The following is a 26,349-nucleotide window of genomic DNA, read 5'->3' on the forward strand; positions in this document are numbered from 1 at the left end:
ATCAGAAGCCCATCGGCGGGCCGCGACGGCCGCCCGAGCCGGAGCCCGCTGCGGAGCCTGCCGCCAATTCGCCACTGATGACGCGATCGCCTTCATCAAGGCCGGATTTCACCTGAACCATCACCTTGTTGTTCAAGCCGATCTCGATCTTTTTGCGTGTGATCTCGCCCTTGTCATCCACCACCCGCACCGTGTAGCGGCCATCCGCATCGGGCGCGCCCAACGCGGACGATGGAATGGTCAGGGCGTTCTTTTCCTGACCAAGAACGATATGGACTTCCGCCGTCATATAGGTGCGTAGATGCCCGTCGTCATTCGGGACGGTGAAAAGGCCGTTATAATAGATCGCTTCCGACGAGGTGCTGCTCGACGATGATGTCGATGTCGAGCTTGAAGAACTGAAACTGCTGTCGCTCTTGATCGATTCCGGCGCCGGTTCCACCGATTCCAGCTTCGCCTCATAGCGACGATCCTGATCGCCAAGCACCGTGAAATAAAGCGGCAGGCCCGGTTTGACCCGGACGATATCGGCTTCGGAAATTTCCGTATAAACCGTCATCCGGTCGAGCTGGCCGAGAATGACGATGGTCGGCGCGGATTGCGTTGCGTTGACCGTCTGGCCTTCCTGGCTGACGATGGAAAGAACGGTTCCCTCAATCGGCGCGGTGATCTGCGTATAGCCGAGATTGGCTCTGGCGGTCTCGACGGCGACTTCGGCTTCCTTGATCTGCGCCTTGATCGATTCAATCTGCGCCTGTGTGACATTCAGATCGGCGGCAGCTGTGTCGTAATCGGCCTGCGATACGGCATGTTTGGCCAGCATGGATTTCTGGCGCGTAAGGGTCTGCTGGTTCAATATCAGCGTTGCCTGCTTTTCCTTGAGCTGTGCCTGCATGTTGGCGAGCGACGCCTCGGACGTCCGCAGATCGTTTTTCTGCGTCGTGGAGTCGATCTCGGCAATGAGATCATTCGTCTTGACGGTCTGTCCGAGCTTGACTTTCACCGACGTGATGCGGCCCGATGCCTGCGCACCGACAGCAACCAGACGGACCGGCTTGACGGTTCCCGTGGCGAGCACCGTGACCTCAATGTCGCTACGCGCCGCAGCGACAGTCATGATCGACTGCGATTGTGATCCTGATTGGCTGCGCCAGTAAAAATATCCGCATACGGCCACAGCGATAATGGCTGCGATCGTGACGACGAGACGTTTAAAGCGCATTCAGGGAACCTTGCATATGCTCGTGGATTGAATGTGACCTCTGAAACCGGCCAGACGGGCCGCATGATCAAGTGTCATATTCGAAAAATCCACTAAAAATCTATAATTGCCAGCAATCTTTTCAACTCCGGCATCTGCTCTGGCCCGCTTGCTAGGCTGAAAACAGATGCCGGAATAAGACCGCCAATCCGGGTGAAGGGGCCGGATGACCGGATTTACGTTTAGTTGTTGGCGGCTGTTGCCACCGCTTTTCTCTTCGGAAGACGCGGACCCGTATTCACATCCACTACTTCCGGTTTGGAGACTTCGATAGCGCCGCTCCAGCCGCCGCCAAGCGCCTTGTTGAGCGCGATATAATCGGTCGTGATCAGAACCTGGCTGGCGATCAGCGAATCTTCTGCCGAATAGAGCGAACGCTGCGCTTCCAGAAGATCGAGGAAACTCTGCGTTCCCGACTGATAGAGCGAACGTCCAAGCGACGCCGCTTCGCGATAATGGCCAGCAGAGGTTGCAAGCTTGGAAGACTTGATGCGCTCCTGCGCCAGCGACACGATCGCATTTTCAACTTCTTCAAGCCCGGTCAGGATCGAAGAACGATAGGCGATGAAATACTGGTCGCGCTGCGCTTCCGCCAGCTCGACCGCCGCCTTGAGCTGACCGCCATTGAAGATCGGAACCGAGAGGCTTGGCCCGAATGACCAGCTGATCGACGAGCTTTTGCCAAGATCGCCGATCTTGGTGGCCGATGTCGCAATGTCACCGGTGAGGCTGAGGCCCGGATAACGGGCTGCTTCCGCCTGACCAACCTTGGCCGTGTATTGCGCATATTGACGTTCGGCCAACCGCACATCCGGGCGAGACAGCAGAATGTCTGCCGGAATGCCGGTGGGCATCGGCAGCTTCGGCTTGGGGATCGCCTTGACCTTTTTCATGCGGTCGGCAAGCGCCGCGGGTGCACGACCGGTCAGCACGGACAGGCGATGCACGGAAGCTGCATAGCCGGCTTCAAGATCAGGAATATTCGCTTCCGTCGACGCAGCCTGCCCCGATGCGTTGGAAAGATCGACCGCCGAGGACGCGCCTGCCTCGAACTTGTTGCGCGTCAATGTCGCCGTCTCGCGCTGTGAAGCGGCAGTCCGTCGGGCCAGAGCGATACGAGCCTGATAACCGCGAGCTTCGACATAGTTGGTCGTCACATCGCCGATCAGCGTCACGAGCGTGTTGCGCAGGTCTTCTTCCGAGGCGTCCATACCGTATTTCGCAGCTTCCACCGACCGGCGGTTGGCACCGAACAGATCAATTTCCCAGCTTGCATCCAGTCCGCCCTGGAACTGGTTGCTGGTGCTAGCAGCGCCATCCACCGAAGAGCCGGTCCTGCTGCGGGTCGCCGAAGCGGAACCATCCAGTGATGGCAGCAATGTACCGACCGACTGGCGATAGGTTGCACGCGCCTCACGCACACGCGCCTTGGCGGTTGCAACGTCCAGATTGCCCGCAACCGCTTCTTCCACAAAAGCATCGAGCAATGGATCGTTGAGCCGCTTCCACCATTCGGCCAGCTCTGCTGGCTTGGCCGGCTTTTGCTGCTTCTTGTTGCCCCAGCTGGAAGGCATGTTGATCAAGGGTGACTGATAATCCGGCCCGACCACACAACCACTGACGGTGGCGACGAGACACAAGGTTCCCAATACCTTCAGATAGCGGCGGACACGCTGATCCTGTCTGGTGCAGGGCTTATGGTCAAAAGTCGCTGCAATGCGGGTAAGATCACTTGTCGTCATGGTTTGTTTCCGTCTGCGTCTGCGGCGACACCGGTTGAGTTTGACTGGATTTGCCCTTGAACACGCGTCGAACGGTCACGAAGAGCAGCGGAACAAGGAAGACACCTACCACGGTTGCAGCGATCATCCCACCCATAACGCCGATACCAATTGCGTTCTGTGCACCGGAACCGGCACCGCTTGCAATGGCCAGTGGCGTAACGCCCAGAATGAAGGCGAAGGATGTCATCAGGATCGGTCGCAGGCGCTGTTTTGAGGCTTCCAATGTCGCCTCAACCAGCCCCATACCGGCCGCTTGCCGCTCTATCGCAAATTCAACGATCAGAATGGCATTTTTGGCGGCAAGCCCGATGGTCGTCAGAAGGCCGACCTTGAAATAGACGTCGTTGCTTTGGCCAAACAATGTTGCCCCAAGCAGCGCGCCGAAAATACCGATCGGCACCGACAGCATGACCGCAAACGGGATCGACCAGCTTTCATAGAGCGCCACGAGGCACAAGAAGACCACCAGAACCGAAATTGCATAGAGGGACGCAGCCTGATTGCCGGACAGCTGCTCCTGATAGGAAAGCCCGGTCCATTCATGCGCAAAGCCTGAAGGCAATTGCTTCATCAGATTGTCGATTTCATCCATGGCGACGCCAGAGCTGACACCTTCAGCGGCAGCACCCTGAATTTCCACAGCGGACGAACCGTTATAGCGCTCCAGTCGGGGCGAACCGTATTTCCAGTAACCAGTCGCGAAGGCCGAGAACGGCACCATGGTTCCAGCCGAATTGCGAACCTGCCATTTGGCCAGATCTTCCGGCTGCATGCGGAACGCGCTGTCACCCTGGATATAGACCGGCTTGATGCGGCCCCGGTCGATGAAATCGTTGACATAGGCGCTACCCCAGGCGGTGGAGAGCGTGCTGTTGATATCGGCCAGCGAAACACCGAGCGCGCTCGCTTTTTCCTGGTCGATATTAATGCCGAATTCCGGCGAGTCTTCCTGCCCGTTCGGGCGGGTGCCGGACAAAAGACTGCTCTTGCCGGCGAGCGCCAGCAACTGGTTGCGCGCCTCGATCAACTTGGCATGGCCCACGCCATTGACATCCTGAAGGAAGAAATCGAAGCCGCTCGAATTGCCCATGCCCTGAATGGCAGGCGGCGCAAGCGCAAAGACCTTACCGTCGCGGATTGTCGAGAAGTATTTCATGGCGCGTCCGGCAACAGCGCTTGCCGAGAGATCAGCAGTCTTGCGCGTTTCGAAATCTTTCAGGCGCACAAAAGCAAGACCAACATTCTGTCCCTGCCCGCCATAACCGAAGCCGATGACGCTCATGACGCCTTCGACGGCATCCTTCTCCTGATTGAGATAGAAATCCGTAACCTGCTTCATGACGCGCTCGGTACGGTCCTGCGTTGCTCCTACGGGGAGCTGAACGCTGGTCATAAGCGTGCCCTGATCTTCTTCCGGCAGGAACGAGCTTGGCAAACGGTTGAACAGCCAGCCCATGGCTATAACGATCAACACGAAAATCACCAGGAAGCGCAACGAACGTGAGAGAATTCCGCTGACGCCGCTGCGATAGGCGTTCGTCGTGCGGTCAAAACCGCGATTGAACCAGCCCGAAATTCCGCGCTGTTTCGCGTGACCGTGAACCGGCTTCAAAAGCGTGGCGCATAGTGCCGGTGTCAGGATTAGCGCGACCACCACCGACAGGATCATCGCCGATACGATGGTCACCGAAAACTGGCGATAGATAACGCCGACCGAGCCTCCGAAGAAGGCCATCGGAATAAACACCGCCGAGAGAACCGTCGCGATACCGATCAGTGCGCCGGTGATCTCGCCCATGGATTTGATCGTGGCTTCTCTTGGTGGAAGCCCTTCCTCCTCCATCACGCGCTCGACGTTTTCCACAACGACAATCGCGTCATCCACCAGAAGGCCGATGGCCAGCACCATGGCGAACATGGTCAGCGTATTGACGGAATAACCGAAGATCGCCAGCACCCCGAAAGTGCCAAGCAGAACCACCGGAACGGCAAGTGTCGGGATAAGCGTCGCGCGGATATTCTGGAGGAACACCAGCATCACGACGAAGACGAGAACAATTGCTTCAACAAGCGTCTTGATCACTTCCTCGATGGACAGACGCACGAATGGCGTCGTGTCATAAGGATAAACGACCTCAACACCCGCCGGGAGCGTCTCTTGCAGATTGCCGATGGCCGCCTGCACGCCTTCGGCGGTGCTGATCGCATTGGCGCCGGTGGCAAGATAAATGCCGATGGCGCCCGAAGGCATGCCATTATAGCTGGATTTACTCGTATAGCTTTCCGAACCCAGTTCCACGCGGGCCACATCGTTCAGCCGCACCAGAGAGCCATCGGTGGTGCTCTTCAAAATGATATTGCGGAACTGTTCCGGCGTCTGAAGGCGGCTCTGGGCTGTCACAGTCGCATTAAGCTGCTGGCCTTGTTGAGCGGGTATCGCACCGAGCTGACCTGCCGAAACCTGCGTGTTCTGCGCTTCGATGGCTGCGGTAACATCACTCGGCATGAGCGCGTATTTCGTGAGCTTGTCGGGATCCAGCCAGATACGCATGGCGTAACCGGCGCCGAAAATGCGGGTATCGCCAACGCCTTCAACGCGCTTCAGCGTATCGTTGAGCGTGCTGTCAATATAGTCGGCGAGATCGTTCGCCGTCAGCTTCTCATCGGTCGAAACAAAGCCGATGACCATCAAAAAGCTATCGGACGACTTGCTGACCGTGATCCCGGTGCTCTGCACGATTTCCGGCAGCTGTGACTGGACGAGCTGCAGCTTGTTCTGAACCTGCATCTGCGCCACGTCGGGATCGGCGGCGCTGGTGAAGGTCAGCGTGATTGTTGCCGAGCCTGTCGAGGTCGAGTTGGCCGTCATATAGTCCAGATTATCGATGCCGGTCATGCCTTGCTCGATCACCTTGGTGACCGAGTTTTCGACCGTTTCGGCATCCGCACCCGCATAGGTGGCGCTGATGCGCACCGTCGTCGGCGCGATCTGCGGATATTGCGAGATGGACAGGGAATTGAGGGCCAACAGACCGCCAAGCATGATGACGATCGCGATAACCCAAGCGAAATTGGGCCGGTTGATGAAGAAATTCGACATGGTCTATTCCTTCACCGCCGCGCTGCCTGCCTGATCCTGAGCAAGCTGGGTGGCAGAGCCTTCCGCCGCCTGGGCCTGCTTGCGCTCGCGGACCTCACCCGTCGTCTCGTCGACCGTCACATCCACCGGCTCAACATCCTGACCGGCGCGGACGAGCTGCGAGCCTTCAACAATGATCCGGTCCCCGGCAGCAACACCGCTGCTGACCAGCCAATTGTTGCCGACACTCTGGCGCACCTCCAGTACCCGCTCTTCAACCTTGTTTTCAGCATTGACGAACAGACCGGTCGGTTCACCCTTGGCGTTGCGAGACACCCCGCGCTGGGGCACGACAAAACTGTCAGGAGCGACCCCTTCTTCAACCAGCGCGCGAACGAACATGCCCGGCAGCAGCAGCCGATCCGGATTGGGGAATGTTGCGCGAAGCGTAAAGGTACCCGTCGTTTCGCTGACTGCGGATTCGGCGAATTCCAGCTTGCCCGACAGCGGATAGATCGCGCCATTCTCCAGCTTGAGGCGAACAGTGACGTTCTCGCCGCTGATCTTGATGCGACCGTCCTGAATGGCCTGACGCAGATTGAGAAGATTGGTGCTTGATTGCGTCACATCGACATTGATCGGGTCAAGGGTGCGGATCGTGGTCAGCGCCGTATCCTGGCTGGCCGTCACCAGTGCGCCCGGCGTCAGGGTTGACCGGTCAATGCGTCCCCCGATGGGCGCCTTGATCGACGTATAATCAAGATTGATCCGCGCTGTATCAAGCGCCGCCTTGGCAGCTGCGACATCGGCATTGGCTTGCGCGAGCGAAGCGATCGCATTGTCGAGATCCTGCTTGCTGACGGCGTTCTGCTTGATCAGGCCCTGATAGCGCGTCACCATGGATTGCGCGCTTGGCACGGTGGCTTCCGCTCTCTGGAGAGCGGCCGCCGCGCTATCATAAGCAGCCTGATAGCTGGCGGGATCAATCTGGTAGAGCACTTCGCCCTCCTTGACCTCGCCACCTTCCGTAAACAATCTTTTCTGAATGATGCCGCCAACCTGCGGCCTCACTTCCGCCACCAGCGAGGCTGTCGTACGTCCCGGCATTTCCGCATTGATTGATACCGATTGCGGCTGCAGGGTTACAACGCTGACCTGCGGCTTGGGCACAGCGCCGGTGGCAGCATTCTGGGATTGCTCCTGCGAACAGGCCGACACCAGCAAAAGCGAGGCGGCTGCCAGCGCCATTCCGAAAGACCGCACACCTGGGAGGGGGCGTCGGGACTTGGGATGGGAATTCAGCGGCTGAACCATACTATAGACCTTGTTTATAGAGCGATTTGTCTGCCATCGGTAACGTCACCGTTTGTGTGATACCGTTCGGCGTTTTGTTGGCGATATCGATGCACCCTCCCATGCGTTCGATAATCTCCTTTGCGATAGCCAGTCCAAGCCCGGCCCCGGGATGCATTTTGCGGCGTCCCGCATCCACCCGGAAAAACGGCTCGAAGATGCGTCCCATCATCTCCTCGGGAATGCCCGGACCGTTGTCTTCTATAAAAACGATTGCCTTGCCGTTCTTCTCAAAACTCGACACAACCGCGTGATGACCATGGGTTGCAGCATTGATCATCAGGTTGCGCAGTGCTCGTGTCAGCGCAATCGGGTTCGCATGCACCGAAATGGGCTGCACGGTTTTCACCGCCTGCAACTCTGCCGAATAGCCAATCGCCCGCAGTTCCTTGACCAGTTCGCTCACGAGGCGGTCGAGTTGCAAAATCTCCGTCGCGCCATTGCTGTCCACTTCTTCGCGCACGAGGCGGATCGCGCTATCGGCAATGGAATCGAGTTCTTCCAGATCGGCCAGCCATTTTTCGCGTTCGGTCTCATCGGTTACGAACTCGGCGCGAAGCCGCATGCGTGTCATCGGTGTCCGCAGATCGTGACCGGCGGCGGCCACCAGCCGCATACGGCTTTCCATTGCAGTTTTAAGCCGGGTGGAGAGCTGGTTGATGGCCTTTGCAGTCGCCCGCACCTCGCCCGATCCGGTTTCGGGTATCAGCGGCAGCACGCCATCTGGTCCGATGCGCTTGACCGCACCTTCAAGCAGGCGCAGCGGTTTGGTGATTTTGTCGGCGGCGAACAATGAAATGGCCGCGCTGCCCAGAACAATCAGGCAAATCCACAACGTCAGCACCTGGGCCGCGCCATCCGGTGGACCCATCTGCGGAATTTGCAGAATCAACCACTGTTCTTCGCCAAGCTTGACAGAAACATTCTCCGTCCGCGGTGCATCCGCATGGCTGACGATCAGGGGCCAGTTCTTGCCATTCGCCGCCAGTGCGCGCGAGATAAAACTTGTTCCTCTTTCATCGACGTCCACGTCGATCGGCTGCTTCTCAAGACGGAAACCAAGCTTGTTCGCCTCCTTCGGGTTTTTATCAAACAGCGAAACAAGCAGCATAATCTGGCGCGCCAATGGATCGGAGACCAGCTCGCGCGGTGGCGGGCTCAGCACACGAAATGCAGCAAAAGTCGCAAGTCCCACGACGGCGACAATGGCGCAGATCAACAACAATGCGATGCGATTGCGCAATGTGTTCATCGCTTCACGACCGATGTCTTGACGGGGATCGTCAGCTGGTAGCCGCCATTGCGAACGGTTTTGAATACATCTCCGGCCTGACTGTCATCCAGCTTGCGGCGCAACCGGCTCATGAGCACGTCAATCGAGCGATCCAGCGGCCCGCGACCGCGCCCCTGGGTAAAATCGAGCAGTTGATCGCGTGACAGCAGACGACCCGGTCGTTCCACAAACACTTTCAACAAGTCAAATTCGGCCGCAGTCAGTTCAAGCTGGACGCCGTCGTCCCTGGTGACGGCCCGTAATTGAGGATCGAGCGTGAAAACGCCGAAATGGAAGATCGTCACATCATCGTTCTGGGATAACACCACATGCTGGCTACGGCGCAATACCGCTTTGATACGCGCCGTCAGCTCGCGCGGATTGAACGGCTTGCCGAGATAATCATCCGCGCCGATTTCCAGACCGATGATGCGGTCCACATCTTCCTTCAAGGCAGTCAGTAGAATGACCGGAATGCTCGGCTCCCGATCCCTCAGCCGCCTGCAAATGTCGAGGCCCGAACCATCCGGCAACATGACATCGAGAACGATCAGGTTGGGGTTCGTCTCCGCAAGACGCTTTTCACATTCGCGTCGATCACCGGCCACCGAAACACGAAACCCCTGCTCGCTGATATAGCGAGACAGAAGAGATCGAATTTCCGGGTCATCATCGACAATCAGTATATGCGGAGGAACACTCATTCAGACTCGTGTCGTTTAGCAGTCAGCTATTATTGGCAGACAATATAACTGTTTCACGACGAGTATTTCCTGTTTTTTGTAACCGAATATTTCCACAAGAAAGTCAGCAACATTCAGCAACAAATAAGCCGGGAAAAGCCTGCGCAGCAACACTGCGGCGGGAAGGAACGACAACACGTCAACGTGAACCAAAGCCGCAGGCCGCCGCGCGACGGCCGACAGTGATCAGGCTCTTTCGCTGATCACACGCCGCAAAAGAGTGTTGGCCGTATCGATATCTGTACTCTCAAACTCCCTGAACAATTTCTGATGCACGCCATCAAGGAGCTTTTGCATGATGGAAACGACACGGTGCCCCTCTTCAGTCAACCTGATCCGGTTCGCCCGCCTGTTGTTTTCATCCACCTCACGACGCGCAAGCTGAAGCGCCTCCAGTGAATCGATCATCCGCACCAGCGATGCAGCCGTGAGTCCCATTTCAGTAGCGATATCGATCTGCTTGGCGCCGTCCCCAACATGCGCGATCCAGAACAGGCAGGCCGCGATCCCCGAATCAAGTCCAAGATCCAGCTACGCCTCGTTTGCGAGCGATCGCCATATTTTTGCGGAAACAAGTATATTTGCCATCAAATCCCGCAACAAAGTCAATTTTTCCGCGTCAAATGTCATTGATAATACTTCTTTTCTAAACACGAGCCCCTCAAGGCACGATTACACCCTCTCATTCTGAAATGAATGTTTATACCATCAGTCAAATTCTAAAAATCGCAACTTTTTGAAAAATAATGAGAAATTTATAATTAGCCTACCAATTATTGTCTGGATAGAATTTATTGAAGCAAATACGATTGATATAACAATAAAGTATAATTTATTATACATTATATAAATTTGTATCTTTACTGCAACATTATAGCAATTAGTTTATGTATTACTTTTGACTTTGTTGAGAATGAGAAGTTGCCGCTGTATAAATGGCCTCACAAAATTCACGCTGAATCGAGGCAAATCTTATGAAAATGAAGACCGTTCTGATCTCTACGGCTGCGACGATGATCTCCTTTTCATCCTATGCTGCCGACGCAATCATCTCGCCAGAGCCGGAAGGCGTTGAGTATGTGCGTGTTTGCGATGCCTATGGCGCGGGCTATTTCTATATCCCTGGCACCGAAACGTGCCTGCGCATCCACGGTTATGTCCGTTATGACATTATGGGCGGTGACGATATCTATTCCGGCAATGATCACGAAGGCTGGAACAAGAGCGCCCGTTTTGCACTTCGCACTTCAACAGCCTCGGAAACCGAATACGGCACGTTGAGGACTTTTACTGAAACCCGTTTCAACTATTGGACAACCAATTCCGATGTCAGTGATGCATATCGTGATGCGGATTCAAATGTCCTCCTGCGGTTCGCCTATATTGAGTTGGGTGGGCTACGGGTTGGTATAGACGAGTCGGAATTCCACACCTTCACCGGCTATCTGGGCGATATCATCCATGACGATGTGGTCTCGGCTGGTGCATATCGCACCGGCAAAATTTCGTACACTTTCGGAGGCAGCAGCGGCTTCTCGGCGGTGATTGCTCTCGAACAAGGCGGCGACAATGACGGTGGCTACAGAAACCCCGATGACCACGACTACATCATTGACGATTATGTGCCGCATATCGTCGGCGGTCTGAAATATGCTGGCGGATGGGGCTCGATTGCCGGCGTCGTTGCTTATGATTCAGTTATCGAGGAATGGGCGGCCAAGATCCGCGGCGACGTCAATCTGACCGACCGCTTTTCGCTCTGGCTACAGGGTGCATATTCGTCTGAAGACGACCCGGACCAGATGTATGGTCAGTGGGGCGGAGACTGGGCAGTGTGGGGCGGCTTGAAATTCAGGGCAACCGACAAGGTGGCATTCAATCTGCAAGGCGCACATGATGATTGGGGCAAGACGGCAGCTGCGGCCAACATCGCCTATCAGATCGTTCCCGGCTTCACCATCACACCGGAAATCAACTACACCAAATTCGGCGGTGAGTGGAAACGCTACGAAGCCGATGTGCGAGACAATACGGTTAACGATGCCTGGGGCGGTACAGTTCGCTTTCAACGGTCGTTTTAATGATCAATACTTGAAACAGGTAAAGCATAGTCCGACATTTCCATTGTGATGATCTGACCTCCAGTCGAGATAACATCACAAAAGGGCAGCGACAGACACTTGTCTGTCGCTGCTTTTCATACCGCAAGCAATGATCAGTTTTTGCTTTACGCAGACAGCCTTCCATAGCTGGCCAGCACTTCGCGCAGCTTATCGTGATCGATAGCCTGAACCCGAAGGCGGTCATAGGCAGTCCCGCCCATATCTTCTGCGGCCAACATCGCATTGACCACCGCTTCCTCCACGCTGTCGACCGCAGCGAGATAGAAAGGATCGAGCGGTTCGTCATTGACGACTTCCATCTGGAGGAAAGGCTCAGAGCGATGCTGCATCGGGCGCTGATTGGCCGTCGAGAAGGCCAGGAAAATATCGCCCGAATTGTTGCCGCCCGGCGTACCATTGCGACCGATACCAAGCGCGGCGCGGCGCGCCAGCCGCTGCAGCTGATGCGGCATCAACGGCAAGTCGGTTGCCAGCACAACGATGATGGAACCCCGCTCCTGCAACTGGCTTTGCGGGGTACCATCACGCATGTGCTGGCCGACCGGAACACCGGCGATAGTCAGCCAGTCACGCTGACCATGATTGGCCTGCACCAGCGCGCCAATAGTGAAGCTGCGACCGCCGAACTCCACGACGCGCGAGGCCGTGCCCGTACCGCCCTTGAAGCCATAGGTGATCATGCCCGTGCCGCCGCCGCAATTGCCTTCCTGCACCGGGCCGGGGGCAACGCTGTCGAGCGCCTTGCGCACATCGGCTTCTGTCACCGGAAAACAGTTGATGTCATTCAACACACCGTCATAGGTCTCGGCGATAACCGGCATGATCCAGAGAAAATCATCGGTCTTGTAGGTCGAGGCATAACGGTCCACCATCCAGCGCGTGGTGGCGTGATGAGCCATGCCGATGCCGTGCGTATTGGTGATGACGACGGGGCCAAGGAAGTAACCGCCATCTGCGATCCAGTGCGTGCCGGTCATTTCGCCGTTGCCATTGAAGCGATGAACACCGGCATAGACAGGAACCGGCGTTTCAGAATGCATATGCGGCAGAATGGCAGTCACGCCGCTGCGCACCGGACGCTTGCGGCCCGGGCGCGGCTCGTTCTCGATGATCGTCTGGAAGCCGACGCCGATGCCATCGACATCGGTGATCGCATTATTGGGGCCAGGGCGCCCGGTAAAAGGAATGCCGAGGTCACGGCCACGCGGTTTACGGATAGGTGTCTGTGAAGTCATATTATTTCTGCCGAGAACGAAGATAGAGACCGAGCGAAGCCACGACGAATGAGAAGGTCAGCATCATGACGGCGATCGCGTTGATTTCCGGTTTGATGCCGCGCCGCAGCATGGCGAAGATAAACATCGGCAGGGTCGTAACATCAACGCCAGCGATGAAATAGGTGATGACGAGGTCATCCATGGAAATAATGAAGGCAAGCAGCCCACCACCGAGAATGCCGGGCATGAGTTGAGGCATCACGACCTTGCGGAACGTCGTCCATTCATTGGCGCCGAGATCAGCCGATGCATGTTCCAGCGTACGGTCCATACCGGCCAACCTGGCCGAAACCACAATGAACACATAGGAGATCAGAAACGTGCATTGTCCGATGATGATCGTGGTCAAGCCCAGATGAATACCTGCATTGACGAAGAAGATCAGCAGCGCAATGCCCAGCACGATATCCGGCATCAACATCGGCATGAAAAGCGTCACCTGATAGAAGCGCTTTCCCAGAAAATTGTAGCGATGCATAGCCAGCGCCAGCGCTGTTCCGAGAACGGTCGAGATGAGCGTCGTTGAAATCGCAATTTTCAGACTGTTGAACACGGCCGCCACAAGCTGGTCGGTCGATTCAATATAGAGCGCGCTTTCGGAAACGCCTGTCTTGAAACCCAGCACCTGCGCATACCAGTCGGTTGTAAAGCCGCTCCACACCATCATGTTCACCGGATTGGCGTTGAACGAATAGACGATGATGAGCGCAAGCGGGATATAGATGAAGGCGAAGAACAGGGCGACGTAGAGCAGCAATCCGCCATTGAAGAGAGAGCGGGCAATTTTCATGATTGTCTCCCTTACCGCGACAGCGCATCGGCGGCATTACGCCGGTTGGTCAAAAGCACATAGAACAGGAGCAGCACCAGCATGACGGCCATCACCATCATGGCGAGCGCCGATCCGAACGGCCAATTGCGCGCCGACAGAAACTGCCCTTCAATGAGATTGCCCAGCATCATCACCTTGGCACCACCAAGCACGGCAGGCACAACGAAATTTCCAAGTGAAGGAATGAAGACAATCACCGAACCGGCGGCAATACCGGGTGCGGTCAGCGGCAGGACAATGCGGAAAAATGTCCGCACCGGCCCCGCCCCCAGATCGAGCGACGCCTGCACCAGACGCCAGTCCAGCTTTTCAATGCTGGCATAGACCGGCATGAACATGAATGGCAGAAACACATAAACCATACCCAGCACGATGGCCCCGTCGGTATAGATCATGTCCAGCGGACGCGAAATGATGCCGAGCGACATCAGTGTTTCATTGATGAGGCCTGTCGGGCGCAGGATCATCACCCAGACGAACAGCCGCACGATCAGGCTGGCGAAGAACGGCAGGGTGATGAGGAAAATGCAGAAATTCTTCCACCGGTCGGGAAGCCTGCTGATGTAGAACGCGGCGGGATAAGCGACCAGCAAGGCGGCAATGACCGTCACGATGGCGATCCGGACCGAGCGAAAGAAAATCGACAGATAGATGGGGTCGTATTCCTCGAATGCCGGGTCGGCAAAACCCAGAATGCGCCCGAAATTGTGCGGGTAGAACTCCCATTCGACACCGCCATAAAGGCCAGGTGCGAGGAAGCTCGTCACCACCATAATCCCGAGCGGAATGGCGAAGAAGACCATCAGGAACAATGTGGCCGGTCCAAGAAGAACCGACAGTTGCAAGCGCCGCAGGGCAGCGAGATTCATTGCGCGCCCTCCCCTTCACACAGAAGGTGGACCGTAGCCGGATCGTAATACCAGCGCGCAGCCTGCCCCGGCTGCAGATCATTGACCGAGTTTCGATCCACCGCCGGAATCTGCGCCATCAGCTTGCGCCCGGACGCGAGCCGCCCAAGCAGTTCGAAAGACGAGCCGACAAAGACAATCTGGTCGAGCGTGACGTCGAGCGCGCCATGTCTTTCATTGCGCGCGACAAGCGAAAAATTTTCAGGCCGCAGAAGTGCGGTGCCCTTGGCTTTGCCGTCACCGTCGTAGTGCAGCACCGTCCCATCCCCCAATACAAAACCGTTGGTGTCGGCTTGTCCTTCCAGCAGATTGCTGGCCCCAACGAAATTGGCGACGAAGGCATTGACCGGGCGGTCATACACAATACGCGGCGCATCCAATTGCTGAATGCGCCCATTGGAGAGCACCGCCACGCGATCCGACATGGTCAGCGCTTCCTGCTGGTCGTGGGTGACGAAGATGAAGGTAATACCCAATTCGTGCTGCAGGGTTTTCAGCTCGAACTGCATCGCCTCGCGCAGATTCTTGTCGAGCGCAGATAGCGGTTCGTCCAGCAGCAGAACTTTTGGCCGCGCCACAATGGCCCGGGCCAAAGCGACACGCTGCTGCTGGCCACCGGAGAGCTGACGTGGCAAGCGTGCTTCCATACCGGCCAGTCCCACCATCTGCAAAACAGCCCTGACGCGCTCCGTGCGCTCGGCCTTGCCGACACCCGCGACTTCGAGAGCATATCCGGCGTTCTGCCCGACGCTCATATGCGGAAACAGCGCATAGTTTTGGAAGACCGTATTGACCGGACGGCGATAAGGTGGACGGTCCGTCATGTCGACGCCGTCAATCTCGATCCGCCCGCTATCCAGTGCAGCAAACCCGCTGATTGCCTGTAGCAACGTCGTTTTGCCGCAACCCGACGGGCCCAGCAATGTGATGAATTCATTCCGACCGATATCCAGATCGATACCGTCCAGTGCCTTGACCTCGCCGCCCTCCGGACTGGCAAAGGTCTTGGCGGCTGACACCAGCCGCACAATCGCATCGCGCATTTTTCGTTCCCCGAAATGTTATTGAATTAACTCTTGCGTGATTTGGTTATGTTGATACCATATTCCGGTACAAGTCAACGCCTCGAAGACCCATCCTTTCCGTCACCAGCGTTAGGCCGGAAATGCTGGGACCTTTGAGAAAAATGTGACAAACGACAAGGGGAACTACTATGACGACCTTCAAGGGTGCCGTTCAGCGCCTTGGGCTGATTGCGCTTACGGTTATGGGCATGTCTACCGGCAAGAGCTTTGCGGACGAGCTGAACATCTATAACTGGGGCGAGTATATCAATCCCGCCGTTCTTCAGAAGTTCGAGGAAGAGACCAAGATCAAGGTCAACCTTTCCACCTATTCCTCCAATGAGGAAATGCTGGCCAAGATTCAGGGCGGCGCCAGCGGCTACGACATCGTGTTTCCGTCCGTGCATATGCAGGACATTATGGCCAAGCTCGATCTGCTGGCAAAGACCGATATCAATACCTATGAGGGCTTCAAGAACATCGATCCGAAGTTCCTTCGCGCCAAGAGCGATCCGAAGGGTGAATATTGCCTGCCCTATGCCTTTGGAACAGTCGGCATTCTCTATAACCGGCGCGTACTCGGCAAAGACGTCACCGGCTGGAAAGACCTGCTGGCGACGGTCAAGGAAAAGGGGCTCAAGATCACCCTTCTCGACGATATGCGCGAAGTGCTGAGTGTTGGCCTGATCCTCAACGGCAATTCCGTGAATTCGACCGACCCGGCGCAACTCCAGAAAGCCGCCGATACCATGATCGAGATGAAGCCTTATGTGGCCGCTTTCACTTATGATTCCCGACCGATGGTTGGCGCGGGCGATGTTGCCGCCGCACATTTCTTCGTCGGCAGCATGATAGACGTCTTCGGCAATCCGAAGGACTTGGGTTACGTGATCCCTGAAGAGGGTGGCACCATGTATCAGGAAGATATGTGTGTTCTCAAAACGTCGCCAAACAAGGACAATGCCGTCAAGTTCATGCAGTTCTATACACGGCCTGAAATTGCGGCACTCAATGTCGCCCAGCAGACCAACGGCACCCCCAATGTGCCAGCCCGCCAGTTGACGCCAGACAACATTAAGAACAGCAAGGAAATCAACCCGACCGACGATACGATGAAGCGGCTTCAGATTTTCGAGGATCTGGGCTCCGGCGTCCGCCAGCTCGACCGGGTATGGACAAAGGTGAAAACAGCACAATAAGCTGTTGCATCGCCTCCAGTCGCCATCGGCGCGACTGGAGAGCATCCCGAAAATTGTGAGATAGTTTCTGGACAAGATACGCTCAAAAACAAATAGATAGGGTGGTTCTGGCGATTCAGTTCCAGAGGAAACCGCTCTGGAGTTTACGGGAGGGGGTAAGGTTTTGGCTAAAGACATTCTCGTACGCCTGCAAAGCGCAGAGCTACGCAAATCCAAGGCCGACAAGCTGATTGCCAGCTATATCGAGCGCAACATCGCCGACCTTCCATTCGAGACGGCCAAGTCCATTGCCGAACGGCTTGGTATTTCCCAGATGACAGTGGGCCGCTACCTGCGGCGGCTGGGCTTCGACGGCTTGGAAGAAATGAAAACCGCACTCAGGCGCGGGCGTTCCAATCCGGCATGGCAGGTGAAAGGGCCAGTCGCCCGGCTTCAGCAGGATTTTCGCGAAGGCAAATTGCTAGCCGGTCTGGTACAACAGCAGATCGAGAACCTCGGCACAGTCTACGAATTGACCACTCGGCCGGAATGGCAGCAGACCATCGATGCTCTGATCGAAGCACGTGAAGTCTATGTTGCCGCCTATCAAAATGTGCGCGGCATCGCGCAATATTTTTCGTCGCAACTTTCCTATTCGCGCCCCGGCGTCTCCTTCATGGACGGACTGAACGGTACCTATGCGGAACTTCTGGATGGGTCCGTCGAAAACCGCGTGCTGTTTCTGCACGATGTGCGCCGTTTCGCCTCCAAGGCGCGTCCCCTGGCGGTCGAAGCGCGCCGCGTCGGCGTGAAGGTCATCCTGTTGACCGACGAATTCTGCCCATGGGCAAGCGAAGTTGCCGACATTGCGCTCATCGTCCCCGGTTCTCACGGTCCGCTGTGGGACGGCGCGGCGACGATGACGGCAATCATGGATCTCATGTTGTCGCATATCATCATTCTGCTCGGCAGTGCCGTCGATGAACGGGTGCAGCAACTGACACGCTTGCAGGATATCTTCGGCGACTTCGAGAGCTAGATTTTCGCCCGTTCCACGAATTCGGCTACGGATACGGTTCTGTTTTCAGCCCCTGCTGTCTGGATGGCCAGCACGGTTGCGAGTGTCATCATGCCGTCGCGTGCCGACACCAGCGGCTCCACCTCACGACGGATAACCGATAGAAAATGGTCGAACTGATTGACGTAGGCACGCGACCCATCCAGCGAAACATGCTGGCGCAGAAGCGGGTCCTGCCAGTTGCCATCCGGGTTTTCGTGACGCCACAAATCCATGCCAGGCGCAGTCAGGCAACCTTTCGTGCCGCCGAAATAATAGGTGTTCTCCGGCTGATGCGGGAAGTAAAGCGCCTGCCCCGCAGCCGTATCCCAGTTGAAAGGCGAGACCACCGTATCGCTCATCAGGAAACTGCCGAGCGCACCGTTTTCAAACCGGAGTGCGATACTGGCCGTGTCTTCCACTTCGAACGCACGGACGGCATTGGATGTGAATGCCTGAACGGAATGGACATCGCCGCAAATATATCGCAGGCAATCAATGTCGTGGATCAGATTGATCAATAGTGGTCCGCCACCTGCCCGGCGACGCCAATCCACGTTGAAATAGTGCTCCGGCTTGTCGGTGAGCCACATGCCGTGCACGGCAACCAGTCGACCGATTGTTCCTTCGGCAAGCAATTGCCTGCTTTTCTGAATATCGGGGCTGTGCCGACGCTGATGCCCGACCAGCACAGGCACACCCGAACTCTCGCTGGCCTGAACCAGTGCAATGGCGGATTCGAGCGTATCGGAAATCGGCTTTTCGACGAGACAGGCAATATTGCGCTCAACGCAGGCAAGCGCCGCCTTAACATGCAGTGCATTTGGCGACGCGATGATGGCACCATCGGGGTTCACATCGTCCAGCATCGCTTCGAAATCAAGAAAATGACGAACGCCAATGGCAGAAGCATAATGCACGCTTTCGTCCGATACATCGGAGATCGCAACCAGTTCCGCATTCGGATTTGCCGCTATCAACGTGACATGTTCACGGCCAATCAAGCCTGCGCCAATCAGCGCGATACGAAGCGGCGCCATCAGCAAATGTCCTTTCGGCCAGGCAGACGTGTGATCTTCAAAGCACTCAATTTATCAAATGATCTGTCTGTCATTGTTCCTCCCCAGGATATCTTCGGCAGCTCCCGCGATCAGGGACGATCAACAGATCATCCGAGAAAGTCTCAAACCTTGCCGCAAGACAGGATATCACATTGTAACAGGAACGCGAGACATGTATGATAAAGTGTCGAATATCTGAGATATCCCCTAATGCGTTACGAATCCACCAATGAGTCCATTGCTGAAAGCTGCTATCGCCGCATTCGGACCGATATTATCTTCGGGCGTCTGGCGCCTGCGCAACGGTTGCGGCTGGAAAGCCTGAAGGATTCCTACGACACCAGCGTCAGCACGCTGCGTGAAATTCTCAACCGGCTTTCGTCGGAAGGCTTTGTCGTCGCCGAGGGTCAGCGTGGCTTTGAAGTCGCCCCCATGTCGGATGCCGATCTCAAGGAAATCGCCGCCCTGCGCCTGTTGCTGGAAACCCATGCGCTCGAACAATCCTTCGCTTTCGGCGGCATGGACTGGGAAGCGCAACTGGTCTCCTCGCACTATAAACTGGCGCGGATGGAGCAGATCATGGCGTCAGGTGACGCCAGCCGGGCAGAAGAATGGAAGCGCTATGACTGGGAGTTTCATCAGGCGCTGATTTCGGCCTGTGGTTCCCGGTTGCTGATGGAGACCCATGCCACCGTCTTCGACAAATATCTGCGTTATCAGATGGTTGCACTGTCCTATCGCGGCGACGTCGCCGAAAAGGAACACAAGCAGTTGCTGGACGCTGCGCTGGCGCGCAATGCGACCGAGGCAAAAGCCATTCTAATCAAACACATAGATGGCGGCGTCCAACATGCACTGGCCGGCGGCACCCTGCCCTGATTTGCCACTGCCGTTGATCGTGACCGCAACGAAAAAGGAAACGCCATGCTGCGGGAAGACAGCGCATCCACAGAAACCGTCAGCGATGTGGTTTTCCGGCAAATCCGCAAGGACATCATCTCTGGGACGTTGCCGCCACGGGCCAAGATCAAGCTGGAACAGGCGAAGGAGCGCTATTCGATTAGCGTTTCGTCACTGCGCGAAATCCTCAACCGTCTGACCACGGAAAATCTGGTTGTGGCCGAAGGGCAGCGCGGCTTTGAAGTCAGCCCAGCTTCCCGCAAGGAGCTGGAGGAACTGGCCGATCTGCGCTCGGTTCTCGAAACCCACGCCATTGCGCTTTCCTTCGCGGTCGGCGACCTGGAATGGGAGGGGCGTATCGTTGCGGCCCACCACAAGCTCGCGGCGGCCGAAAGGGTTTTGCTTGCGGGCGATGCTTCGCGCACCATCGACTGGGTTCGTTACGACTGGGAATTTCATCAAGCCATTGTATCGGCGTGCGATTCGGAAACACTGCTGACGGCGCTATCCTCGGTGTTTGACCGCTTTCTGCGCTATCACATGCTGGCACAGACATTCCGCGGGCGCCCTGTCGTGGACGACCACAAATTGCTGTTTGAACTGGCTGTTGCGCGCGATGTCGAAGGTGCGCAAACGGTTATACGCCACCATATACAAAGCGGCGTAGACCACATCCTCAAAAGCGGGCGTATCGCCTGATCCACCATACGCCCGATCACACCGGGTCTGGCGACGATCAGGAAAATTTGTTTTATGTAAAATTCAAAATCTCATATGATTTCGATAAACTCGGTTGATTTGCCAAGCATCATCTGCCAAACATATAATCATACGGCCATCTGATCCACGGGAGAGGATCGATAGAGCGCCAATTTTTGGGAGGAGGAACGAATGTTTAAGTCCATGCTGACACGTCGTCACATGATGCTGGGCGCGGCAGCGCTGGTTGCAGCCGTTGGGCTCGCCAAGCCTGCATCAGCCATTACGCCAGAAGAAATCAAGGCGCGCGGCAAGCTCATCGTTGGCATTCAGGGCGACAATCCGCCATGGGGTTTTGTGACGAGCGCAGGCCAGCAGGATGGTCTTGACGCCGATATCGCCACTTTGTTCGGCAAGGAACTCGGCGTGCCAGTCGAGTTCGTACCACTCGAAGTCAACAACCGCATTCCCGCATTGACCACCGGTCGCGTCGACGTGCTGTTCGCAACCATGGCCATGCTGCCGGAGCGTGCCAAGGCCGTTCAGTTCAGCAAGCCTTATGTGGCCAATGCCATTGTGCTGATCGGCCCGAAATCCATGTCGATCAAGACCAATGACGACATGGCCAATCTCACCATTGGCGTTGCCAAAGGCGCTGCACAGGACACGCAGGTTACCAAAAACGCGCCATCCAGCGCCACCATCCGTCGTTATGATGGCGATGCACCGAGCGTGCAGGCTCTGGCTTCCGGTCAGGTGCAGGCGCTTGGCGGAAACATCTTCTATATGGATCGCGTCGAAAAGGCTCGTCCGGGTGAGTTCGAAAACAAGCTGGAATTCCAGAAGCTCTACAACGGCGCTTGCACGCGTCTGGGCGAAAAGGAACTCAATGCTTCGATCAACACCTTCATCGACAAGATCAAGGACAATGGCGAGCTGAAGAAAATCTACGACAAGTGGATGAAAGTGCCCGTTCCGGAATTCCCGGAAAAGCTTGAAGGCGTTTCCTTCACCGCGAACTGATAATTCAGCGCTCCTGATTGCAGACGCTGGCTGACAGCATTTTCGGCAAAAGCGCGAAGCCGCTTTGCGTTCAAATGCATAAAAACGAGAATTGGAGAGGCTCCGGGGGGCGCCTCTCCGATTAAAAAGCGCCAGCGTCTGCAACCGTTTCCTCATGTCGTAAGACGGCCTGCCCGCCGTTTCGGGAAGCACCATGTCCAGAACCATCTTTATTTTGAACGGCCCCAATCTCAATCTGCTCGGTGAGCGCGAGCCGACAGTCTATGGCACCACGACGCTTGCCGATATTCGCGACCGCGCAACACAAGTGGCCGAAGGGCTTGGTTTTACGATCGACTTTCGCCAGACCAATTTTGAGGGCGAACTGGTAGAAAGCGTGCATCAGGCCCGTAAGGAAGCTTGCGGCATCATCGTCAATCCGGCGGGATATACATTCACATCGGTCGCCTTGCTTGACGCCTTGAAGATGTTCGACGGCCCGAAGATCGAGCTGCATATATCGAACGTCCATGCCCGGGAGAGCATCTACCACAATTCCCTCATTTCACGGGTCGCGACCGGCATCCTGATCGGGTTCGGCGCAAACGGTTACGAGCTGGCCGTGCAAGCCATGGCAAAGATGGTCGAGAAGGACTGACCGACAGACATCTGGCCGCACCGGCCAATTGGAGCAAAGAGAACAACGGCGACCAAAAGACGACCCGTCGCCCAAGGCTCAGGACCTGTTGTTCAAAAGCAAACAGACAGAGCGAACGATGAATTATACTCTGGATTTCACGCCGGTTATTGATGGCCTCCCCAACCTGCTGCTTGCCTGTTTGGGAACCTTTACCATGGCAATATTCGGCATGTTGCTGGCAATCGTCATCGGCATTGGCGGCGTTCTGCTGCGCGGCTCACGCTACTGGTTTTTGCGCTGGCTGGTCATCGGATTTGTCGAACTCATCCGCAACACGCCATTTCTCGTCCAGATATTCTTCATCTATTTCGCTTTACCGCTTGCCGGTGTCCGGCTCGACCCGACCCCAACCGCCATCATCGCGCTGGGCATCAATGGCGGAGCCTATGCGATCGAGATCATTCGCGGCGGGGTTCAATCCATTCCAAAGGGCCAGATCGAAGCGGGTATCGCGCTTGGCCTGCATAAGGCACAGGTCTTCCGGCTGATTGTGCTGAAACCGGCGTTGCGGGCGATTTTCCCGTCGCTGACAAGCCAGTTCATCCTGTTGACGCTGACAACCAGCATTGCCTCGGCAATCTCGGCCTATGAGCTTACTTCGGTTGCCCAGCGCATCGAATCCGACAGCTTCCGCAGCTTCGAAGTCTATTTTACCGTCACGGCGTTCTATCTGGTGATTTCCTGGGTCATGATGCGCCTCTTCTCCTTCATCTCGGCGCGCTATTTCGCCTATCCGGTCAAGTAGGAGTTTCCCCATGGGTCACGATGAATTCGTCTTCCTGCTGATCGGATTGAAGTGGACGGTAGCGCTTTCGGCCGTTGGTTTTGTCTGCGGTTGCACGGCCGGTCTTGGCATTGCCTTGTTGCGCACATCGGGCATTCCAGCACTGGAACGGATGACCGCTGGCTATATCGCGGTCTTTCAAGGCACACCGCTTTTGATGCAGCTCTTTGTGGTCTATTACGGCCTCGCGCTCATCGGGCTGAAACTCGATGCATGGCTTGCCGTTGCCATCGGCCTGACGCTGCACGCCAGCGCCTATCTGGGCGAAATCTGGCGCGGCTCCATTGAAGCGGTTCCCAGGGGCCAGACGGAGGCTGCGAAAGCGCTCAGCCTTCGCTATTTCTGGCGCATGAAGGATGTGATCCTGCCGCAGGCAATCCGCATTTCGCTGCCTGCCACCATCGGCTTTCTGGTGCAGCTGATCAAGGGAACCTCGCTTGCCTCCATTGTCGGCTTTACCGAGCTGACGCGGGCCGGAAACATCATCTCCAACCAGATTTTTGAACCGCTCACCGTCTTTGGCATCGTTGGCGCGCTCTATTTCCTGATGTGCTGCCCGCTGACGATTTTCGGTGCTCATCTTGAACGCAAATTTGCCGCGTCGAGCCGCTGACCACCACGACACTGCCCGGAGTGACCCGATGATCCACCAGCCCTCTGCCGAGACGCCCCATGCGATGATCCGCTTGCAGAATGTCGAGAAATGGTACGGCAATTTTCAAGCCTTGCACGACATCAATCTGGCGGTGCGCAAGGGAGAAAAGATCGTGCTCTGCGGGCCGTCCGGCAGCGGAAAATCCACGCTCATTCGCTGCATCAACCATCTGGAAACCTACCAGAAGGGCGAAATCCATGTCGGCGGCATTCTGCTCGGCCATGCGGGCAAATCCATCGATGCGGTGCGTCGCGAGGTTGGCATGGTGTTCCAGCAGTTCAATCTCTTCCCGCATCTCACCGTGCTGCAAAACTGCATGCTCGCGCCGATGCGCTCGCTGGGGGCCAGCAAGGCAGATGCGGAAAAGAGCGCCAGGGCGCTTTTGAACCGCGTGAAAATTTTGGAGCAAGCCGACAAATTTCCCTCGCAGCTTTCAGGCGGTCAGCAGCAACGTGTCGCCATCGCCCGGGCGCTGTGCATGAAGCCGAAGGTTATGCTCTTCGACGAACCAACCTCCGCGCTCGACCCGGAGATGGTCAAGGAAGTACTCGACACCATGGTCAGCCTTGCGGATGAAGGCATGACGATGATCTGCGTCACCCATGAAATGGGCTTTGCCCGGCAGGTGGCCGACCGCGTGATCTTCATGGCCGAAGGGGCGATTATCGAACAGGCATCTCCGGACGAATTCTTCGCCAATCCGAAGCAGGAACGCACGCGCAAGTTTCTGGGCGAGCTATTGCATCACTGACCGTATCAAAGCGTCGTTCCGCCTGCGCCGGGCATGGCGCGAAATAGTGAAGCGCCGGAAACATCGCGCAATATCTGGATGAGCATTTGCAGCGATCCCGAACTGACCGTGTCCGTCCGCATGGTCAGGCCCACCGGGCCAACAGTTTCGCTGGTATCGATCGGCAACATGACCAGCTTGCCTTCTGCCACATCGCGCGCGACAACACCTTCGGAAATGATCCAGATCGCGTCGCTGTCGCGAACAAAAGCGCGCCCGAAAGCATCCGATACGGTTTCAACCTGAATGGGCAGCGCGCCGATGCCGTTGGCGATCAGCAGCCGTTCCACAAAGGGGCGGATGATCGAATTTTGCGTCGGCATCAGCACTGGATAATCCGCCAGATGATCGAAGACCGGTCGTCCGTCGGTCAGCGGGTGCCCTGCCCGGACCAGAAACCGCACCTGCTCGGAATAAAGATGCTCGAAGGAAAAGCCGGTCATCTTTTCCGGCGCGGCCAGACGCCCGACAACCAGATCGAGATCGCCAACGCGCAATTGCTCCAGCAGAACCGCGTTCTCGCCCGTAACGATCTTCACACGGCTACCCGCCTTTTCCGCCAGAAACAGGCTCATGGCCTTGGGCATGATACGCGTGGAAACTGTCGGCAAGGCACCGATACGGATCGGCGGGCCGGAACCGTCCAGCTCGTGCGAGACGGAATCGAGCCCCTGCCGCAAGGCCGTCAACGCCGTCCCTGCATGGCGCAAAAACACCTCGCCGAAGCGTGTGAGGCGGATACCACGACCGTCACGCTCCAGAACCGGAACACCCAGCACATCCTCCAGCTCGCGGATTGTCTTGGTGACGGCGGGCTGGCTGATATTCAAAATCTCAGACGCCTTGACCACGCTCTTCTGCCGCGCCACTTCAACGAAGGTGTGCAGATGGCGAAACTTGATCCTGTTCCCGATCACGTGATTAGATAACCTATAAGTTATGATTTCGACTAATAATATCATTTTACTTAACCAATTGGAAAGCGCAACAGTGCTGATCAAGAGGAGAAAGCCGTGCAATTCGCCAACGTAAATGACGTCGTCCTTCACTATGATTTGCAGTGGAGCGGAGATGAAAAGCCAGTTCTGGTCTTCATCAATTCGCTGGGAACCGACTTGCGCATCTGGGATGATGTTCGGGCAAAGCTCGGCAACGATATCCCGACGCTGGTTTACGACAAGCGCGGACACGGCCTTTCCGATATCGGCAGCACCCCTTACACCATCGCGCTTCTGGCGCAGGACCTGATTGCGCTTCTCGAAAAGCTGTCGATCCGCCGCGTGGTGTTGTGCGGCCTTTCGGTTGGCGGACTGATTGCGCAGGGCGTTTATGCCGCCCGCCCTGATCTCGTCGCGGGTCTGATCCTGTCCAACACTGCCCACAAGATCGGCACGGCGGACATGTGGAACGCCCGCATCGACGCTATTTTGCAGAACGGTCTGGCTAGCATTCTGGACGGCACCATGCCGCGCTGGTTCACCGATGATTTCCGCAAGCCGGACAATGATGCCTACCGCGCTTATTGTAACATGTTCGTGCGCCAGCCGCTCGATGGCTATGCGGCCACCTGCGCGGCCTTGCGTGATGCCGATTTCACGGAAGCGGCGAAGGCGATTTCCGTACCTGTGCTTTGTGTCGTCGGCGATCAGGATGGCGCAACGCCGCCTGCACTCGTCAAGGAACTGGCAGGCCTCGTGCCCGGTGCGACTTTCGCTGAAATTGCGCAGAGTGGCCACATACCCTGCGTGGAACAACCGGACGCCTATGTCTCGCTGTTGCGCGATTTTCTTTCAACCCGCCTTTCAAATTAAGCTTCCAGGGAGAAT

Annotated in this window: 24 protein-coding genes; 11 read left to right on the forward strand and 13 right to left on the reverse strand. The window is 56.5% G+C overall.

All coding sequences use genetic code 11. The annotated features are described in order from the left end of the window. Position 1 precedes the first annotated feature (1 nt). The 7 genes from FHW03_RS11490 to FHW03_RS11520 form a co-directional block, all read right to left on the reverse strand. Positions 2-1,222, reverse strand: a complete 1,221-nt coding sequence (locus FHW03_RS11490) for an efflux RND transporter periplasmic adaptor subunit (RefSeq protein ID WP_182520737.1) — start codon at positions 1,220-1,222, stop codon at positions 2-4. 221 nt (positions 1,223-1,443) lie between these two features. Then, positions 1,444-3,003 carry an efflux transporter outer membrane subunit gene (locus tag FHW03_RS11495; protein WP_182520738.1) on the reverse strand — a complete coding sequence of 520 codons (1,560 nt, stop codon included), beginning with the start codon at positions 3,001-3,003 and terminating at the stop codon, positions 1,444-1,446. Beyond that, entirely contained in the window at positions 2,990-6,145 is a 3,156-nt protein-coding gene (locus FHW03_RS11500) for an efflux RND transporter permease subunit (RefSeq protein ID WP_182520739.1), read from the reverse strand. Before FHW03_RS11500 ends, FHW03_RS11495 begins: the two co-directional genes overlap by 14 nt. Before the next feature lie 3 nt (positions 6,146-6,148). Further along, positions 6,149-7,372, reverse strand: coding sequence for an efflux RND transporter periplasmic adaptor subunit (locus FHW03_RS11505; protein WP_377514647.1), 1,224 nt, complete (start codon positions 7,370-7,372; stop codon positions 6,149-6,151). A gap of 67 nt (positions 7,373-7,439) precedes the next feature. Next, complete coding sequence (locus tag FHW03_RS11510; RefSeq protein ID WP_182520741.1) at positions 7,440-8,729, reverse strand: ATP-binding protein; 1,290 nt, start codon at positions 8,727-8,729, stop codon at positions 7,440-7,442. Beyond that, the gene (locus FHW03_RS11515; protein WP_182520742.1) at positions 8,726-9,454 is read right to left on the reverse strand and encodes a response regulator; all 729 of its coding nucleotides are present in this window, start codon (positions 9,452-9,454) and stop codon (positions 8,726-8,728) included. Before FHW03_RS11515 ends, FHW03_RS11510 begins: the two co-directional genes overlap by 4 nt. A gap of 225 nt (positions 9,455-9,679) precedes the next feature. Then, entirely contained in the window at positions 9,680-10,024 is a 345-nt protein-coding gene (locus FHW03_RS11520; RefSeq protein ID WP_182520854.1) for a MarR family transcriptional regulator, read from the reverse strand. Positions 10,025-10,467: 443 nt separating this feature from the next. Between FHW03_RS11520 and FHW03_RS11525 the strand changes: the two genes are divergently transcribed. Next, positions 10,468-11,574 (forward strand): porin, encoded by a 1,107-nt coding sequence (locus FHW03_RS11525; RefSeq protein ID WP_182520743.1) that lies wholly within the window; start codon positions 10,468-10,470, stop codon positions 11,572-11,574. 146 nt (positions 11,575-11,720) lie between these two features. Here FHW03_RS11525 and FHW03_RS11530 read toward each other — a convergent pair whose 3' ends face one another. From FHW03_RS11530 to FHW03_RS11545, 4 genes are read right to left on the reverse strand one after another with little or no spacing between them, the layout of a single operon-like run. Continuing rightward, complete coding sequence (locus FHW03_RS11530) at positions 11,721-12,851, reverse strand: P1 family peptidase (RefSeq protein ID WP_182520744.1); 1,131 nt, start codon at positions 12,849-12,851, stop codon at positions 11,721-11,723. A 1-nt stretch (position 12,852) separates the two neighbouring features. Further along, positions 12,853-13,683, reverse strand: coding sequence for an ABC transporter permease (locus tag FHW03_RS11535; protein WP_182520745.1), 831 nt, complete (start codon positions 13,681-13,683; stop codon positions 12,853-12,855). An 11-nt stretch (positions 13,684-13,694) separates the two neighbouring features. After that, positions 13,695-14,594, reverse strand: coding sequence for an ABC transporter permease (locus FHW03_RS11540; RefSeq protein WP_182520746.1), 900 nt, complete (start codon positions 14,592-14,594; stop codon positions 13,695-13,697). Then, positions 14,591-15,676, reverse strand: coding sequence for an ABC transporter ATP-binding protein (locus FHW03_RS11545; RefSeq protein ID WP_182520747.1), 1,086 nt, complete (start codon positions 15,674-15,676; stop codon positions 14,591-14,593). Before FHW03_RS11545 ends, FHW03_RS11540 begins: the two co-directional genes overlap by 4 nt. A 170-nt stretch (positions 15,677-15,846) precedes the next feature. On the opposite strand from FHW03_RS11545, the gene FHW03_RS11550 reads away from it, so the two are divergent. Both FHW03_RS11550 and FHW03_RS11555 read left to right on the forward strand, forming a co-directional pair. Further along, positions 15,847-16,896 carry a spermidine/putrescine ABC transporter substrate-binding protein gene (locus FHW03_RS11550; RefSeq protein WP_182520748.1) on the forward strand — a complete coding sequence of 350 codons (1,050 nt, stop codon included), beginning with the start codon at positions 15,847-15,849 and terminating at the stop codon, positions 16,894-16,896. Positions 16,897-17,059: 163 nt separating this feature from the next. Then, positions 17,060-17,914 carry a MurR/RpiR family transcriptional regulator gene (locus tag FHW03_RS11555; protein ID WP_182520749.1) on the forward strand — a complete coding sequence of 285 codons (855 nt, stop codon included), beginning with the start codon at positions 17,060-17,062 and terminating at the stop codon, positions 17,912-17,914. Here FHW03_RS11555 and FHW03_RS11560 read toward each other — a convergent pair. Then, a complete protein-coding gene (locus FHW03_RS11560) occupies positions 17,911-18,972 on the reverse strand; it encodes a Gfo/Idh/MocA family protein (protein ID WP_182520750.1) in 1,062 nt (353 codons plus the stop codon). The two genes, FHW03_RS11555 and FHW03_RS11560, sit on opposite strands and share 4 nt — an antisense overlap. Before the next feature lie 231 nt (positions 18,973-19,203). On the opposite strand from FHW03_RS11560, the gene FHW03_RS11565 reads away from it, so the two are divergent. The 7 genes from FHW03_RS11565 (at position 19,204) to FHW03_RS11595 (ending at position 24,484) form a co-directional block, all read left to right on the forward strand. Next, on the forward strand, positions 19,204-19,872 hold the full coding sequence (locus tag FHW03_RS11565; RefSeq protein WP_182520751.1) for a GntR family transcriptional regulator: 669 nt from the start codon (positions 19,204-19,206) through the stop codon (positions 19,870-19,872). 45 nt (positions 19,873-19,917) lie between these two features. Continuing rightward, positions 19,918-20,592 carry a GntR family transcriptional regulator gene (locus FHW03_RS11570; RefSeq protein ID WP_182520752.1) on the forward strand — a complete coding sequence of 225 codons (675 nt, stop codon included), beginning with the start codon at positions 19,918-19,920 and terminating at the stop codon, positions 20,590-20,592. Between the two features lie 192 nt (positions 20,593-20,784). Beyond that, positions 20,785-21,615 carry a transporter substrate-binding domain-containing protein gene (locus FHW03_RS11575; protein WP_182520753.1) on the forward strand — a complete coding sequence of 277 codons (831 nt, stop codon included), beginning with the start codon at positions 20,785-20,787 and terminating at the stop codon, positions 21,613-21,615. A 193-nt stretch (positions 21,616-21,808) separates the two neighbouring features. After that, complete coding sequence (locus FHW03_RS11580) at positions 21,809-22,252, forward strand: type II 3-dehydroquinate dehydratase (protein ID WP_182520754.1); 444 nt, start codon at positions 21,809-21,811, stop codon at positions 22,250-22,252. 118 nt (positions 22,253-22,370) lie between these two features. Continuing rightward, positions 22,371-23,039 (forward strand): amino acid ABC transporter permease, encoded by a 669-nt coding sequence (locus FHW03_RS11585; RefSeq protein WP_182520755.1) that lies wholly within the window; start codon positions 22,371-22,373, stop codon positions 23,037-23,039. Between the two features lie 10 nt (positions 23,040-23,049). Continuing rightward, entirely contained in the window at positions 23,050-23,691 is a 642-nt protein-coding gene (locus FHW03_RS11590) for an amino acid ABC transporter permease (RefSeq protein WP_138784889.1), read from the forward strand. A 64-nt stretch (positions 23,692-23,755) separates the two neighbouring features. Beyond that, the gene (locus FHW03_RS11595) at positions 23,756-24,484 is read left to right on the forward strand and encodes an amino acid ABC transporter ATP-binding protein (RefSeq protein ID WP_182520855.1); all 729 of its coding nucleotides are present in this window, start codon (positions 23,756-23,758) and stop codon (positions 24,482-24,484) included. Between the two features lie 5 nt (positions 24,485-24,489). Here the strand turns inward: FHW03_RS11595 and pcaQ are convergent, their stop codons facing one another. Continuing rightward, positions 24,490-25,440, reverse strand: a complete 951-nt coding sequence (gene pcaQ, locus FHW03_RS11600; RefSeq protein WP_182520756.1) for a pca operon transcription factor PcaQ — start codon at positions 25,438-25,440, stop codon at positions 24,490-24,492. Positions 25,441-25,536: 96 nt separating this feature from the next. Between pcaQ and pcaD the strand changes: the two genes are divergently transcribed. After that, entirely contained in the window at positions 25,537-26,334 is a 798-nt protein-coding gene (gene pcaD / locus FHW03_RS11605; RefSeq protein ID WP_182520757.1) for a 3-oxoadipate enol-lactonase, read from the forward strand. Positions 26,335-26,349 lie beyond the last annotated feature (15 nt).

It is taken from the genome of Ochrobactrum sp. RH2CCR150 (assembly GCA_014138095.1).
Lineage (GTDB): Bacteria > Pseudomonadota > Alphaproteobacteria > Rhizobiales > Rhizobiaceae > Brucella > Brucella gambitense.